Raw genomic sequence first — 15650 nt, forward strand, 5'->3', positions numbered from 1 at the left:
GAATCACGGGCGCGGGCGTATCCACTTATTCGTCGGCGCGTTGTTGTTGGCATTGCCGTTGTTGTTGACATAGCACGCGTTGGACGAAGAACCACCAACCACCGAACGGAGCCACCAATTGTAGCGCGAGACAAGATGCAACGCCCTTCCATTCTATCGCGTGCCAATGAGCTTCACAGCCTTTCGAGCGCCACTAATGAGCTTGATTTCCGTCTCTAGGTCATCCGCTAGGCGCTCGCACCTGCTCACCTTCACGATTCCAAGGTCTGCAAGGCACTGAAGGTCTTGCAGAAGCGTTTCGCAAGCTGCAATGGCAAGCGTCAGATGGTGCCTTCTGCACGTGACGTTATGATCGTTGCTCGGATAGAAGGCGTCTGCGGTAACGATGTTGCCCACTATCTCGCGTGCCGTCTGCGCCATGGGAACCGCGAGAATGAAGCGGTACGATTTAGGCATTGCGGCTGACGTTACAAGCGTCGTTATCTCGCGGCGCAACCTAAGCGCGGTGTTGAAATACTCATATCCGCTGATGTTCCGGTAGCGTGCCAATACGGTACTCAAAGCAAGCCTTTCTTGGTATGAGCGCCCACCTTGCGGCGGGCGCTGTCAGGCGATTAGCACGGCTCCTAGCCTATTAGGAAGCACGGGCGCGGGCGTATCCACCCACTCGTCGGCGCGCTGTGGTCGGCAGTGCCGTAGTGGGTGACATAGCACGCGAGGGACGAAGAACCACCAACCACCGAACGGAGCCACCAAGCGCAGCGCAAACCCCTCACGCGGTTTGACGTGTTGTTGAAGATGGGGAATTGGCTGTCGAATCCCACGGAATAGCCCTTGGTTCCCCACACACACTGACCGTATACCTCGGTTTCGGAAGGTGACCAAACCTTGCCTAGGTCAACCCAAGACCAACTGCCCGATTCGGTCAGCTTCGTTGAGGACGAATAGCGCTCTTCGAGCAGTACGCGCTGCGTCATGAGCACGTTTCGCAAGGCGGCGGGAAGCGCGGGCAACCAGTCGTTGATTTCCCAGTCGTGGAGCTTCGAAACCAAGTAAGGGTGCTGCTCTGATGAAGTGCCGTTGTTGTCGTTGGTGTCGCGCCAATAAATGTTCATGTTGTTTACAGCCTTGGAGCCTGTGATGGTGACCGGTGTGCTCGGCACCATTACGATATGGTGCCCCTTGGCGATGTCGCCGCAATCGAAATACTGATTAATAGCGCCTATCTGATAGCACACCGTCTGCGCGGGCACGTTGGAACCTGCCGCAACGGGCACGTCAATGTAGTCTCCGATGCGCAAGCCGTAGAAGTCCGCCGCCTTGACGCGGGATTGCAGCCACGCATAGACGTTCGAGGAACCAATCTCGCTTGCGAAAGCATCCGCAAGGGAACGCCCGCCGTATGTGAACGTGGCAACCTGCCTGTCGTATTCCTCCGCCGTGGTTACGGCGGCGGCGGTAGCTCGCGCGGCGGTGTCCTTCAGGTCGTAAGCCGTGCCGTTGATTGAGAATTTGGAAAGGTCTGACATGGTGCCCCCTTATTTGAGCGTTGCAGATGCGCCGCTCATGCTTGCCTTTGCGCAAGTGAGCGTTTCGCCTACAAGCGCGGTGACGCGGCTTGTCGGCATGTATGCCGTCTCGGTCATGACAACGTAGTTGTCCTGTAACCCTGCAAGCGTGGTCGCAAGAACGGCGTTCGCGCTTTTCAGCTCTGCCACCGAAGATTCGTAGGCGGCCATTGATGCCGCAAGGCTGTTGGCGATTCTCGCGGCGTTTGCTTTTGATGCCGCATCGTTGGCGGACTTTGCCGCGTTCCTCGCATTGGTCGCCGCCGTGTTGGCTGCGTTGACGGCGGAATTTCCACGATCGATAAGGCGGTCTATCGCGTCATCCCAGCTTTGCGCCGGTTGCGCGTTGGCGGTGACGCTCTTCAGCACCTCGATTGAGAACCGTTCCGTAGAATAGCGCGTATGGCCCTGCTCGAAGGCGAAATAGGCTTGGTCGGTGAATCCGGCAACGGCGCAAAGCTTGCTTTCGTCCACGGTCACCGTGACGACGTTTCCCGAAACGGTAGCCGCCGCGCGGTAGTAGTGCGTGCGGTCTGGCAAAAGCACTTCTAGATATGCCGAATAGCCGGATAGCGAAGCATCCGTGCCGCTGTCATAGACAAGCGCCCTGATGGTCGTTCCGCCATCGTCGCCCTGACCGACGCGCAAAAGGTTCGTTCCCAAGCCATCCTTGCTTAGGTCAAGTTCTAGCGTCTGCGTGTTCACTCTTCTTCACCGCCCTGCACGATCTCTTTCAGCGCGGCAAGGGCGGTTTCGAAGGCTGCTTCAGGCGTGACCTTTCGCGCCGCCCTGCGCGGCTTCGTCTGCGTCCCACCTGAAGCCGTATGTGTCCCATCTGAAGCCGTTGTTGTCCCAGTCGCGGGGAACATGACGGCTTTCAGGGCGTCGAAAACGTCAATGACGGCTTGCAAGCGGTCATCTACGTATTCGGGCTTAACAAGCGATACGTCGCCGCCTTCGGCTGCTTCGGGCGGCACAACGTCCGTGTATTCCACAATCTCGCGGTTCCCGTTAATGTCCTGCCTGATGAAGACGATTCCGGCGTCATGCGCCTGTGCAAGCAACGATTGGTCGAACTCGGTCACCTGCGCTTCGGTCATCGCCAACGGGTCGTGCGCAACGTAAATGTATGGTGTCATAATCTCCCCTTATCCTGTGCCGACGGTGCCATAGGACGTGCATAGCCCGTTCGTGAACTTCAAGTAGAACGTGCCGTAATGCCAATTAACGGTGCCGTTTCCGGCGTCGTGAATCTCGCTGATGATTGGCTGAGATATTTTCCCGGTGTAGCAGATGGTCGCGACAGCGCTTGTGTTGGCGCTTGTCGAAACCGCGATTTGCAGCGAACTCATGCGGATTCCGTACTCTGCCTGAAGCTGCAACCCTCTGTATTGCTCGCCCATGTCGATGTTCCGGAAGTGCCCCGAATAGTCAATGAACCCGATTTGCGAACCGTTCTCCCAGCCCTGTATCTGTCCGCTGACAAGCTTCAGCATGTTTGACGTATCGCCGCACGTGAAGTTACCGTTGATCGTGGCGTTGTTCGCGGTCATGTAGTTTGTCCTGAGCGTTCCGTTGGTCAAGTCCCAGCGGTTGCGCCCTACGTTATCCGTGAGCAATCCGGCGCGAATGCGGTCGGCTCTCATGGTTCCCGCGTTGATAAGGTCGGCGGTGACGCTCGCGCCGGTGATGAACGTCTGCCAGTTCCATTGCCCGAAACTCGTAAGGCTCGACGCAAGGCGTATGCCGCGCCCTGAGATGTTCACCGCCCACATGTTAGACACGCTGCGAACCGGCAAGCCCGTTTTCGCGTTGAGCGGAACGTTGCTGTAGATGGTGCCAAGCTCGAACGTCTCGACCTTGTACGTGCCAACCGCGTTGAACTGATCGTTGAGCGCGGCTTGCAGCTGAACAAGCCACCCAACCGACGCGCCCGCCACGGCGTCATACGTAGCAGCGGCAAGGCTTTGCGCCTTAAGCGTCTGGCTTACCGATTGCCACATGTCCGCCATGCTGTCTTGCAGGTTGCCGAACGTGACTTCTGCTTCTCCGCTCAGCAGGTCGCGTTCGAGCTTCGACACGCGCCCCGTAAGACGCACGCCCGCTTCGCTGAAGCCCTTGTCGATTATCGCCACGCGGTCGCCGATGCCCACGCCCTCCCAGTCGCGCCCGAAGGCGTATAGGTCTATGACGCTCGCTTCGTAGCTGACCTTCGGTTCTGAAACCTCGGCAAGATATGCCTTCGTCTCCTTGAGAAGCTGCGCGGCATCCTCGCACTGCTCGTCAACGAAGCTTGTACAAGCGGGAAGGATGGTGCCGCCCGTTCCGGGATGTCCCCAGACCTTCGTTGCCGCCGCGTCCTCGACGTAAGACCTTCCGCCGTTGATGCTCGCAAACGTCAAGCGCCGCCCGTATGCGCCGCTCTCGGTCTCTACGCCCTTGCCGAAGCCGTAGACGCGCGTTTTAGGGTTGTCGCTCGCAACCTTGCGCGTGATGCTCTTAATGTCCTTCGTCCACGTGAAGCGCTTCGGGCTTTGCTGGTTGCCGCGCAACCGGCGCACGCAGACGCTGCGGGCGGTGACGGCTGATCCATTGGTTGTGATTGCCGTCTCAAGTTCTCCGCCCCACGCTTCCAGAATGTCGGAGATTGATTCGCGCACGCTCTGATGGTATAGAACGACGCTCGCGCTCGTTGTCACGTCGCACGTGCCAACCGCCCAGCGGGTGCCGTTGAGTGCGCTTTGAAGCGCCGTGGCAACCTGACCCGATGGGCGCTTGTCATCCGTCCAATCGTCCCAAAGCTCGGCAATTGAGTTGACGCCCGTGAACGTGGTCTTTAGCGTCCCATCCTCGCCGTGCTCGCGCTGAACGTCATCCACGATGTGCTCATGGCTCACGCCTTGGTTGTCAATCCAGACGATGTAATCGCCCTTGCTAACATCATCGCTGCACGTGATGTTCAGTTCGTCGGTGCTGTCAAGCGCTTCTGTGTGCTTGGCGCTCGAGACGTGCAAGCGCCCAAGGTTCGCGCCGAACCGCGAGAAGCGCGTGAAGCCGATTCGCCTAACTAAAGCCATCGTTCCCACCATTCCAGCACAGCCGTACCGCTGCTCAGATGCAACCGCGTGCGCCTCTCGACGGTGAAGAAGTCGGAATCAAGCGTCACGGCTGCAAGGTTGTTGTTGACGGTCGCGTGCTCCTGCGCCATATCGACGCGCACGGTGCTTGAGCTTGTCACGCCTGAAGAAATCCTTACCTGCTCGCCCGTATCGACGTTCTGCACGTACCAAGCCGCGCTAGACGCGGGCTTTGCCGTGATTTTCAGGTGCGTTGGTCGGTTGCCGCCCGCGTTTATCGCAAACGTGCCCGCCGACACATCCATGCGGCGGTGCCGCCCGTAATAGAACGGGTCGCCCACGTGGAAGGTTATCGTCGTTGACGGGCTGTTGTCCGTGATCTCGCCTAGGTCGGTGTCTCCGCTGACGATTGCCAGAAGGTAGCGCGTCGGGTCATCGGGAAGGTACAGCGGCGCGGGTTCGGTCGCGTAAAGCATCTGTGCCAACGCGTGCCGAACCTCTGCCGCGTCCCTTCTGTCATCGCTCCTAAGCCACACGTCAACGGGCAAGTCGTACCCGCCGAAATGGGCGCTCTTGAAGACCTCGCCATCGCGCCCGCTGACGCTCTCGAAGGTCGCGTCAACGGGCGGCATGATGGGGCGGTTCACCTTGCATGATACAAAGGCGCTTAGGTCGTGCCCGTTGAACTTCAGGCGGTCGGTCTGCGCCCTTAGCTGCTTACGTTGCAACGCTCACACCCCTTTGCTTTAGCTTGCTTGCGATTCCCAATCCGATTTGCTGCCCGGTCTGGTATGCGTCCATGCTGCCCGCAACCGTCGCGTTTACCTCGACGGCAACGTTTACCTGCTGCCCGCTCTGGTTGTCGAACGCGCGGTTAACGGCGCGTTCAATGAAGCTCCAAAGCTGCTTTTCAGGTGCTACGTACTCGCCGCCGCGCTCGCCAACGCCGATGATGCTTGCGCTGTCGAAGTAGCCGCCGCGTGCGTACCAGTCAACCGCCAAGTGCGGAACACTCGGCGGGTCAAGGGAAAAGCTGCCGTCAATCTTGAAGTGCGGCAAGTTGATATGTGGCAACTGAATGCGCATGTTGCTAAAGGCGCTTGAAATCCTCCCGGGAATGCCGCTTACGAAGTCCCAAGCAGCCTGAATCTTGCTCGTTATCGCATTCCTTACGCTGTCGAAGACGCCCGCAACCTTAGAACCCAAGCCGGGAAAGCCTAGCTTCTCCCCGATCCTGTCAGCAACGTTGATTGCGGCTTGCCGCGCCGCGTCCATCTTGCCTTGAATGTTGTCACGAATTGCGCCAAAGGCGTTCTGTGCCTCGCTAAGCGCCGTTGACCAATCGCCGCTCATTGCCGCTTGAAGCGCCCCAGCCGCCGAACTCGCAACGGTCTGCGCCGTGCTCATGTCTCCCTGCACGGTTTGCCCGATTGCGGAGAACGCCGTCTGCGTGTTTGTCTGAAGGTTGCCCCACCATGTGGAAACGGCGTTCACGGCACCTTGCGCGATGTTTCCCACGGTGTCCTTGATGCCGTTCCACGCCGTGGAAGCGCCGTCCTTGATGCCGTTCCATGTGTCCGACGCCCCTTGCTTGAGCGCGTCCCACTTCTCGCCCACGTCATCGACAAAGCCGGTAACAACGCCGGTGACGTTATCCCAGATGCCTTTCCAGAATGCGGGAACCCCTGCGAAGAAGTCTTGCACCGCCTGCCACTTCTCGGAAATCCAGCCGGTGAACTGCGCCCATAGCTGCCTTCCTGTCTCCGTCTGCGTGAAGAACCAGACAAGACCGGCGACAACGGCGGCGATTCCGGCAACGACAAGCACCCACGGGTTAGCCATGAGAACCGACGTTAGCCCGCTGAAAGCTCCCTTGACCTTCCCAGCCGCGCCGGTGAGCGTCGTTCCGAACTTTGCGACATTCTGAAATGTCGTGCCGATGTTGTCCGCCATCTGCATTGCCTTGCCGATGCCGGTTGCAAGCCCGCCGAACGCGATTCCGCCAAGCACGACGTCTGCCGCAAGCTGCTGTTGCGCCGGTGAAAGACCGTCCCAGACCCCCTTCAGTTGGTTTGCAATGTCCGCCGCCTTCTGCACGGCGGGAAGAAGGGTATCCAGAATGTCCGCGCCAAGCTCGGCTCCGGAAATCTGAAGCGCGTGAAGGCTTTCCTTCATCTTGTCCGGCGCGTCTTCGGTGCCCTCGAACGTGTCATCTACGGCGGTAGCGTAGTCATCCAACGAACCGCCCAAAGCGCCAAGGTTGACGCGCCCGGATTCGGCGGCGTCAACGAACGACATTGCCGCTTTCGAGCCGAACAGGTCTATTGCGTCCTGCGTCGCCTGTGCCTGTGTGGCGGGGTCTTGCAGCCGCTTCGTGAGGTCTTGCAGCGTCGTGCCTAGGTCTTGCCCGCTCTTCGCGCAATTGGCAGACGCCTTCTTAAGTCCCGTCAGCATCTGGTCGGCGGGCACGCCCGCTGCTTCGAAACTTCCAAGCAGCGCCGCCGAATCTTGGATGCTAAGCCCCATGTCGCGGAACGTAGCGCCGTTGGCGTTAACGTCCGACATGAGCGTTTGAACGTCGATGCCCGTTTGCTGCGATACGGTTTGGAACATGCCAAGTACGCTGCCAGCCTGTGAGCTGTCAACGCCGAACGCTTGCATTGCCATTGACGCATCTTCGCAAGTCGCCGTAACGTCAACGCCTGTGTTCTCGGAGAAGCGCAAGAACTGAAGCGATGTGGTTTCCAGCTGCTCGCCTGTGAGACCGAAGCGCGTTGAAACCTCGCCGACGGCGTTTCCGATTTCCTCCATGGAAGCGGAAGACTGCTTGGCTACGTTCTCGAATGATTGGTTGAGCTTGTCGGCAGCTTCTCCGGTCGCGCCCGTCTTCTGAATGACAACATCCGCGCCCGCGTCAACCTCGTTGAAGGCTGCTATGGCACCGCTTGCAACCGCCGTGCTCGCGCCCATGACGGTTTTTCCCACCGTCTCGACGCGCTTTCCGTGCTCTTCCCACTTGTCGGCGTTGTCCTTGATGGATTGCCCAAGCTGGTAAAGCTTCGTTTGCGATGCTTCAAGCTCGGTTCCGGTAGCCTTTATCTTCTCGTCGTAGGAATCTAGCTGCGATTCGCACTCGATGATTGAGCGCTTGAGAGTGTCGTATTGTCTTTCTTCCTCTTCGGTGAGCTTTGCGCCAGACTGCTTCTTTTCCTCTAGCGTCTGCAAGGCTTGCTTGTAGGCGTCAAGCCGCTGTTCTGTCTCTTCGTAAGCGGCGTTAAGCGTCTTGACCTTCTGCGCCAGCAGCTCGGTGTTTCCGGGGTTGAACTTAAGCGCCTTGTTAATGTCTCTCAGGTCGCTTTGCGTGTCGCGCGATGCCTTCTGAACCTTCTTCAAGGCGCCCTGAAGCTCGGTCGTATCGCCGCCGAACTTGATCACAAGTCCTTTGTAGCTAACCGCCATGCCTTCGCCCCTCTTCGGTTGTCAAAGTCCGTGAGCGTTTCAAGCAACGCACCCGCCGCCCAATGGGTAGCGGGTGCGTTGCCGTGAAGCGTTCATGGTCAGCCCCAGAACGCCGCTTCCGCCTTGCGTGCCTTCTCGTCATCCTCGTAGTTAGCCGCCGCGTCCGCATAGAACGCGTGTATCTCTAGCAGGTCTCTAACCTGCCTATAGCTAAGCTTCTGAAGGTCGGTGACGGTAAGCCCGCATTGCTGGCAGTCGTACAGATAGCGTGCGTCGCACGCGTCACTTAGGCTGCTTGGTAGCGGCGGCGCTGGTCTTTTTGGTGGTCTTGGTTGCCACTCCATGGGATGCTGAAGGAAAAAAATTGTCTTCGACAATCTTTATCACGTCAGCCGCCCAACCGTCCCCCTTCTGAAGGTCGAACGTGCCGGGTGGCAAAGCCTTGACCCAATCGCCGAACGGAACGTCAAACTTTGGCGTCGCCGTCTTGATGCACGCATAAAGGATTTCAAGAAGCGGTGCCATCGCGGGCACACCGTATGACTGCAAGGAATCGGCAAGCAGCCCCACGGATTCGTTAATGTCCTTCGGGCGGTAAACACCCGTTGGCTTCCCGTTGGCGTCAAGCTTCGGCGCGGTGAAGCAGCGCGAGAACACAATAGGCGTGAATCCGTTGAACGCCACTTCGTACTCGGCTTCCCCAATCTTGATTACCATTCGCAACCTGCTTCCTACTGGCTCACATTAGCCGCGCTCTCAAGAAGCCCCTCGGTCTTGACTGCATCAAAGAACGTCGCATAGTCGGCAAGACCGGTGAAGCTGTCGTATCCGCTCGTGCGGTCATCGGAAGTGCCGCCGGGCGGGACAATCGGCTTCCACGTGAAGGGGTAGTCAAGCTGAGTGATCTCGGGCGAATCCTCGGTGGTCTTCATGTCAAGAGAGGGCTTTGAAAGCTGGCACATGAGAAGGCAACGGCGGCGTCCCAGAACGTGCCCCGGCTGCTCGCACATGAACGCGAACGGCTTCGGCTTCTTGTTAGCCTTGAGGTTCGTCCGCCCGTCCTTGGTGATCTCGTAGCCCACAAGGTCGGCGATAAGCTGCCGCATCTCGGGCGTTCCCTCGGTGTCGAAGAAGCTCATGGTTCCCGAACCGCCGTTGTCCTGCTGCTCGTCCAGCCAAACGTCGTTGTCGGCATGGCTTGTGCCGCTCTCGACGCTCGGCTCCATGCTGATTTCAACCGTGCCCGGAATGTGGACGGGCTTCTTGTAGGTCAGCTTGTCTTCGTCGGTGCAAATCGCGATGTGCGAATTTCGCACGCCGAAATATCCGTTACGTGCCATTTCAAGGCTCCTTTACTCTTCTTGCACGCTGACATAGAAAGACGCTTCTACCAAGTGCTCGCCGTCAACGTGCGTTACCGTTTCACTGAAGGCGCACCCCGCCGCGTCAAGTGCCGACGCAATCTTGCTTTCGATCTCATATGAGCGGTGCGTCGTGTAAAGCAAGATTTCGTAGTTCATCCAGCTTGCCCATGCCACGTTGTCGGCATAGGACGTTCCGCCAAGGTCTGCTTCAAGGCTGATGTACGGTGGCTCTGGTCGGTCTTCGTCCGTGTATCCCTCGTTCGTCCAAGGGATGCCCAAGCCGTCAAGCATCGCGCAAAGCTCGTCTAGCTTGATCACGTGGCATCACCGCCCGCCGCGAACTCGCGCCCCATGCGATCAGCAATGGTTGAAATTACCGAATCTCCCTTTGCCGTGCCGTATGTCTTGCCGGTCTGGTTCTTTATAGCGTGGTCGTTTTCCAGAAGGTGTGTAAGCGTAGGACGTGCGGTTTCATGGACGGTAACTTCTACGCCCGCTTCTCCGCTATCGACGCTTGACCTCCAAGCCTTAGCGTACTTGCCAGAACGCTTGCGGCTTTCCTTCTTCAACTCCTTTACCGAATCGCTTCCAGCCTTTCGCGCCCGCTCTTCCAAAACCTCGGTGTTCTCGTCTATGCACTCGCGCATGTATGCGTTTATGGTTCGTTCAATATCGTTATTCGCTGCCTTAGCCACGGTTGCCCACCCTTTCGACAAGCGTCAGGCGCACGTTGTCCGGCGTGCGCTCCACGCGCTCGACGGCGTACACGGTGCCACGGAACCTTACAAGCGATTCGTTGCGGTACGCGCACGCCCTAAGCTCTATGACGGCTTGCGGTCGGATGCCAGCGGCGCTCGCGGCATAGTATGCGGCGGCGCTGATGCTGTAGACGTTGCAGTATGCGTCGCGCTCCGTTGTCTCGGTTGACACGACGCCGCGCTTGTCACGCTTCTGCGCCTCGGTAATTAGCTGGCACATGCCAGCCCACATGCTCATTGTGCGCCCGCTTTGGTCGCGGTGCCGTGCTCGCTGCTCCCAGCCATGCGGCAAAGCATGTCTCGGAATGACTGCATGAGCCTTTCGGCGTCGGGGTTGTCCATGCCGAAGTTCGCTTTGACATAGACCTTGATTGCCACGCACACGCTCGAATCATCGTTGCTTGCCGCCATGGCTTCGGTAACGCCGCCCGCACGCAACGCGGAACGGGCGGCGTCTATGAGGTCTGCGATCTCTCCGTCATAGGTTGAGCAGTCGGCTGGAATGCGCAACGCGGCGCGGCAAGCGGCTAGAAGGTCTGCTTCGCTGTCAGCCATGTTGCACCCCCTCTAGCACTAAGCCTGCTTGACGGAAATCTCGACGAACGCCTCGGGCACGACAAGCCCGCAATCGTAGAGAAGATAGCCGTCGAAGCAATGCTTCTGCGAACCGTCCGTGGCAACGTAGCCCTGAACGTCGATGCCGTCGAAGACGTTGCCCTTGAGCAGGTCGGGATAGCCGACAAGAAGCGTTCCGTCTGCCATGGAATCGTCTTGCTTGACAAGCTTTCCGAAGATACGCCCCTGAACGGCTGGGTCTTCGGTCTTCTCGTCTACGAAGTAGCTGCGCCCGGTGGTGTCCTCGATCATGGCAAGGTAGTTCCAGATCATATCGGAGTTGCCATAGAAGATTGCGCCCTTGGTGGTCGGGTTGCCATAGGTCTTAAGAAGCGCAAGCGCCTTGGTAATGTCAGCCTTGGAAAGCTTCTTGGTCGCGCCGCTCGTAACCTTGTTTGCGCTCGCGATGCCAAGGATTGCGTCGCCCACGCGCTCGTGGCAGAAGGCGTTAGCCGCAACGGAAAGGCGGGCGGCAACCTCGTTGATGATGTACTGCTCGAAGCCGTCCATGGACTGAACAGCCATCTTACGCGACATCTTGACGGTCTTCTTGATCTCCTCGCCGACAAGGGAAATGGTGTCGAAGCTGTTCTGCTCGTCTGTGGGTGCCACGCCCTCGTTGGTCTTTCCGGCGTCACCTGCGGTGATTGCCTTGTGGCGCACAATCTCAAACTGGTTCTTGAGGTTCGAGCGGGAAGCGTCGCCGAACAGCACCGCCGAATTATCGATAAGGGTAATGATTTGGTCTTGAATCTCCTTGGGCACAACGCTGCCGGTGTTGTCGGTGGTGTGCGTGAAGGCTGCACGCTCTACGGTGTTGAAGTCGTTGCCACCGGCAAGCTGAATGCCGCCACGGGTCGCAACGTCCTTCACCCAAGCGCGGCGGTAGGCGGCTGCATAGTCCGTCTTGTCCTGCACGACGCCGGTTGCGTTCGCGCTGCGTGCAAGCGGAACGTTGGAAACGACGGCAGCGTTGCCGCTCTCGATTGCGGAACGGGCATGGGCAAGCGCGGCACTGCGTGCGTCGCGTGCGGTCTTCTGCTCGTTGGTGATGCGCTCAATCTCGGAAGTGAGCTGCGCCATGCGCTCTTCGTCCTGCGCGGCTTCGTCACCCGTGGTGCCCTCGGGCGTTCCGTCGGCGTACTTGTCGATAAGTGCCTGAAGCTCGGTAAGCAGATCGTCCAGATTCATTTTCTAACCTCTCTTTGCGTTCACGATTGACATTACGGCGCACGCCCTCGCGTGCGTCATGCGCCGCCGCGCAATCTCCTTGCGCGTCCGCTCAATCTCTCCGTTAAGCAAGTTGCGTGCGCTTATCTCGGTGTTGGGGTCAGCCGGAAGGCTCACCGCCGACACGTCGAAAACCTTCTTCACGCGCGTGATGGTGTCCGTGTGCGTCTCGCGGTCGTACTCGTCAGCCGCCACGGTGAAAGCCCATGACATGCGCGTTATAAGCCCTGCGTCGATTTCCTCGTAAAGGTCGCGTGCCGCTTGGCTGCGCGATAGGTCGGCGGCGATGAACAAGCCGTGCTCGTCAGGCTCGACAATCAGCGTGCCGTTGCTCATGCGGGCGTATACGCGCCCCTCATGGTCGAACTGCATTATCACGTCTGACATGTCGGCGTCCCTGAACGCGTCAGGGCTTATGGTCTCGCTGTACTTGTTGCCGTCGAAGTCCTCGAACAGAACGTAAGGGTCATTGAACGTCGATGCGTAGCCCTCGACGTAGAACTCTGAATCAAGGCGTTTCTTCGGTTCATCCGTCGCGCCGTCAATGCGCTTGACCGGCGCAAGCGCCGCCGACAAGGCGCGGTACTGCCTTTCATTCGGTTTCGCTGGCATTGTCTGCCCCCTCTTCCGTCTCGCTTGTCGTGCTCCCCAGCTGGTCGGCAAGCGCAATGTTCGCGTTCGTCTCGGCTGCGTTCGCCGCCGCTTCCGCCGTGTGCTCGCTGATCAGCGCAAGGTCGATGTACTCGCCGCGTATGACGTGGCGCTCGCCGCCGTCGTAGTGCGGAGATTGGAAAATATCGGCTACTTGGTTGCCGCTGAAGATTCCTCGGTCGAACATCGCCGTTGCAACGTTCAGCTTTGTTTGGTTACTCGCGAACTCCAACCGGTTTGCCGAAAACATGATTTCGTTTCCGTGGGCAATCTCGGTCTTCGTGAATGTCATCGTCGTTAGGACGAACCCAAGCTGCACGGCAAATGTTTCTATGTTGCCTTCATAGAACGCGTTATAGGTCTCTTCGTCGGCACGATTGAGAACCACGTCTTCGGAGATTCCGAAGAAGCGGTAAGCCGCCTTCTCGATGCGCTCCATCTGCTCGGCGTCTACCGTGTAGTTCGACGGCGTGATTTGCTGCACGTCATCGAAGATGCGGTCATATACGGCGATGCCGCCCGAATTCTCGGGCGCAAGCTGACGGTTGAAGTCGTTCTTTGCCTTCTCCTTGTCGGCTTCGTTTCTGTTCTGCGATAGCTTGCCTATGAAGCGGATGAAGGCGCTTTGCTTGATTGCGTTCTGCTCGCCCTCGTTCTGCGCGTGCAGCAATTCAAGCGTCGGGTTGAGAACGTTGGTGCCGTCTCCGAAAAGGTCTGAGCGGTATTGGTGCCGCGTCATGACGCCGCACCTTGACCACTCTACATAGACCATCTGCCCCGTGGGGAAGTCAAGCCCTAGCCACAACTCGCCGTCCACGTCATACGCGGTACAGGTGTTCGGCAACACGGGGTAGTAGCCAACCTGCGTGATGTTGTCTTCGGCAAAAATCGGGATGATCAAAGCCGTATCGTTCACCTGAAGCATCGTGTAAACGCGCTTGATGAATTGCGGCGTTGTCATCCACGGGTTGGGCTGAAACCTCAAAGACGCCGTGGCTTGGCTTTGGGCAACGCCCTGTATCTCCGGCTTCAGCTTGCTTGCGTGGTTCGCCCCGCTCTCGATAATCGAACGCGTCAGCTCTGCTTCGTAGATTCCGCCCGTCCACGTCGTGAAGCTCGGCTGATAGGCGGTGAAGGTCGAAAAGTAGCCGTTAACCGCCTTGACCTGTGGGCGGTGAAACACTGCGTCGAACATGGAGCGCAAGCGCCGACGCCCTTTCACTCTTGCCACGTCTAACCCCCTATCATTGATTGGTATTCGTCCGCCATGTCCTTTAGGACAACGAACGCGTCACACTCGGCCGCCCAAACGTCGATGCGGTTGCGCGGGTCTTGGTTCTTCTTGTCGGGCGCAATGTTGCCGTTGGCGTCGCTGCGCACGGCAACGTTAGAGCGGCACCATTCCGCGATAGGATTTGCGTTGTCTACAATCCTATTTTCGCGGTAAAGCGCCCTAAGCTCCTTCATAGGCATTGAAAGGGTTTGTGCGCCCTGAACAACACGCCTGAAGTAGTCGGCTCCAAAATATCCCTCGTATGCTTCGACGGTCGGAACGTCGCGCATGTGCCACGGGTCGTAGCCACACGCGGCGGCATAGATGCCGTACTTGTCCTGAATCTCTTGAACCCAGTCAAGTACAACGCGCTTGTCGATGATGGGCGTTGCACACGTGCGTAGGTAGCCGTTGGCAATCCACGCGTCGTAAGGCACGCCGTCGCGCCCTCCGCGCCGTCCCTCGCGCTCTGCCTGTTCGAGCGCCCTTTCCGGTATCCATGCCATGTGCATTGCGTAGATGTTCGGGTCGTTCGGGCGTTTCATGAGCATACAAGCCGCCGTCAGGTCGGTTGTGTCCGACGCGTCCACGCCAAGGATTCCGTACTTGAAGCCGTCTGACGGGTCGAAGGTCGCTTCGTTGTGAATCTCTGACCACGTAAGCCAAGCTTGGCTCTGGTTCTCGATTAGGTTGAAGTCCTTCACAAGCAGCGTCGGCAAGAACGTAGGGTCGTTCTTGGCTTTCGCAACGTTCTTCCTAAGCGCCGCAAGTGACTTGATTTGCCCTAAGCCGGGGTTGGCTTTGCTCCAAGCCGCTTCATCCTGCCATTCCTCCCTATCGTCAAGCTCGAAGATGAACGCAATGAAGTGCTCCGTATCGACGCCGGTTGCCTTGCCGTCAAGCCAGTTCGCGGCATACTTATATTGGGCGTCGAAGATGCCCGCACGAACGAAGCCGTTTGTCGTGATCTCAAGAACCAGCGGCTGCCGACGCGCCGACATGCCTTGAATCGTCAGGTCGTACAAGTCTCGGTTGCGCATGGCTCCCAACTCGTCAATGATTGCGCCCGACACGTCCAAGCCGTCTAGGTAGTTTGTGTTAGCCGCAAGGGCGCGAATGACACCCATGTTCAGGTTGCAATACAAGTCAGCAACGCGCTTCCGCACGTGCTTTGCCAGCGCCGGTGAAGTCTTGACCATGCGCAAGGCGTTGTTGAAGCCCTTTGCCGCTTGGTCGTAGGCGGTCGCAACGTTGTAGATTTCCGGCGCGCCCTCGTCATCGTTTATGAGCAAATCAAGCTCGATTGCCGAAGCAAGCACCGTCTTTCCGTTCTTGCGCCCCATGATCCACAAGACTTCTCGGTATTGCCGCAACCCCTCGGCGTCCACGAATCCGAAAATCACCGAAAGGATTGCAAGTTGGAACGGTTCGAGGTTGAAGGCGTGCCCAAGCTTGCCGGAAGGTAGGCGGCAGAAGCGTTCGATGAAGCCGACGTGCTTTGCCGCGTATTCCTCTCTGAAGTGATACGGGTAAAGCGGGTCTTTGTTGTCAATGTCGCGCAAAACGATTTCGGCAACCTGCTTCATCTTGCGGCAAGCCGTGATAGTGCCGTCTTGGATTCCGCCGAAGTAAGACCTCATTGCACACTCGCAACG

18 protein-coding genes are annotated in these 15650 nt (G+C 58.3%); all 18 read right to left on the reverse strand.

The genetic code is table 11. The features are described 5' to 3' along the window. Positions 1-3 precede the first annotated feature (3 nt). Positions 4-141, reverse strand: a complete 138-nt coding sequence (locus E0E00_RS14945) for a DUF6273 domain-containing protein (protein WP_256386403.1) — start codon at positions 139-141, stop codon at positions 4-6. 12 nt (positions 142-153) lie between these two features. Further along, positions 154-561: a hypothetical protein gene (locus E0E00_RS04915; protein ID WP_130811397.1), complete on the reverse strand. Its 408-nt coding sequence runs from the start codon at positions 559-561 to the stop codon at positions 154-156. A 65-nt stretch (positions 562-626) separates the two neighbouring features. After that, on the reverse strand, positions 627-1529 hold the full coding sequence (locus tag E0E00_RS04920) for a DUF6273 domain-containing protein (RefSeq protein ID WP_130811398.1): 903 nt from the start codon (positions 1527-1529) through the stop codon (positions 627-629). Positions 1530-1538: 9 nt separating this feature from the next. Next, positions 1539-2273, reverse strand: coding sequence for a BppU family phage baseplate upper protein (locus E0E00_RS04925; RefSeq protein WP_130811399.1), 735 nt, complete (start codon positions 2271-2273; stop codon positions 1539-1541). Next, entirely contained in the window at positions 2270-2707 is a 438-nt protein-coding gene (locus E0E00_RS04930; RefSeq protein WP_130811400.1) for a hypothetical protein, read from the reverse strand. The genes E0E00_RS04925 and E0E00_RS04930 overlap by 4 nt, the downstream gene beginning before the upstream one ends. 9 nt (positions 2708-2716) lie before the next feature. Next, the gene (locus E0E00_RS04935; RefSeq protein ID WP_165443555.1) at positions 2717-4645 is read right to left on the reverse strand and encodes a phage tail protein; all 1929 of its coding nucleotides are present in this window, start codon (positions 4643-4645) and stop codon (positions 2717-2719) included. Further along, complete coding sequence (locus E0E00_RS04940) at positions 4636-5373, reverse strand: distal tail protein Dit (RefSeq protein ID WP_130811402.1); 738 nt, start codon at positions 5371-5373, stop codon at positions 4636-4638. Before E0E00_RS04940 ends, E0E00_RS04935 begins: the two co-directional genes overlap by 10 nt. Beyond that, positions 5363-8104, reverse strand: a complete 2742-nt coding sequence (locus E0E00_RS04945; protein WP_130811403.1) for a phage tail tape measure protein — start codon at positions 8102-8104, stop codon at positions 5363-5365. Before E0E00_RS04945 ends, E0E00_RS04940 begins: the two co-directional genes overlap by 11 nt. A 282-nt stretch (positions 8105-8386) precedes the next feature. After that, a complete protein-coding gene (locus tag E0E00_RS04950) occupies positions 8387-8821 on the reverse strand; it encodes a hypothetical protein (RefSeq protein WP_130811404.1) in 435 nt (144 codons plus the stop codon). Positions 8822-8835: 14 nt separating this feature from the next. Continuing rightward, positions 8836-9444, reverse strand: coding sequence for a major tail protein (locus E0E00_RS04955; RefSeq protein WP_130811405.1), 609 nt, complete (start codon positions 9442-9444; stop codon positions 8836-8838). 12 nt (positions 9445-9456) lie between these two features. Then, a complete protein-coding gene (locus E0E00_RS04960) occupies positions 9457-9786 on the reverse strand; it encodes a hypothetical protein (protein WP_130811406.1) in 330 nt (109 codons plus the stop codon). Further along, a complete protein-coding gene (locus E0E00_RS04965) occupies positions 9783-10163 on the reverse strand; it encodes a hypothetical protein (protein WP_130811407.1) in 381 nt (126 codons plus the stop codon). The genes E0E00_RS04960 and E0E00_RS04965 overlap by 4 nt, the downstream gene beginning before the upstream one ends. After that, the gene (locus E0E00_RS04970) at positions 10156-10464 is read right to left on the reverse strand and encodes a hypothetical protein (protein ID WP_130811408.1); all 309 of its coding nucleotides are present in this window, start codon (positions 10462-10464) and stop codon (positions 10156-10158) included. The genes E0E00_RS04965 and E0E00_RS04970 overlap by 8 nt, the downstream gene beginning before the upstream one ends. Further along, positions 10461-10781, reverse strand: coding sequence for a DNA-packaging protein (locus E0E00_RS04975; RefSeq protein WP_130811409.1), 321 nt, complete (start codon positions 10779-10781; stop codon positions 10461-10463). The genes E0E00_RS04970 and E0E00_RS04975 overlap by 4 nt, the downstream gene beginning before the upstream one ends. 18 nt (positions 10782-10799) lie before the next feature. Further along, complete coding sequence (locus tag E0E00_RS04980; protein ID WP_130811410.1) at positions 10800-12032, reverse strand: phage major capsid protein; 1233 nt, start codon at positions 12030-12032, stop codon at positions 10800-10802. A gap of 3 nt (positions 12033-12035) precedes the next feature. Beyond that, a complete protein-coding gene (locus tag E0E00_RS04985; protein ID WP_130811411.1) occupies positions 12036-12683 on the reverse strand; it encodes an HK97 family phage prohead protease in 648 nt (215 codons plus the stop codon). After that, positions 12664-13953, reverse strand: a complete 1290-nt coding sequence (locus tag E0E00_RS04990; RefSeq protein ID WP_130811412.1) for a phage portal protein — start codon at positions 13951-13953, stop codon at positions 12664-12666. The genes E0E00_RS04985 and E0E00_RS04990 overlap by 20 nt, the downstream gene beginning before the upstream one ends. 2 nt (positions 13954-13955) lie before the next feature. Then, positions 13956-15635: a terminase large subunit gene (locus tag E0E00_RS04995; RefSeq protein WP_130811413.1), complete on the reverse strand. Its 1680-nt coding sequence runs from the start codon at positions 15633-15635 to the stop codon at positions 13956-13958. Positions 15636-15650 lie beyond the last annotated feature (15 nt).

Origin of the sequence: Olsenella sp. Marseille-P4559, from assembly GCF_900605015.1 — a bacterium.
Classification (GTDB): domain Bacteria; phylum Actinomycetota; class Coriobacteriia; order Coriobacteriales; family Atopobiaceae; genus Tractidigestivibacter.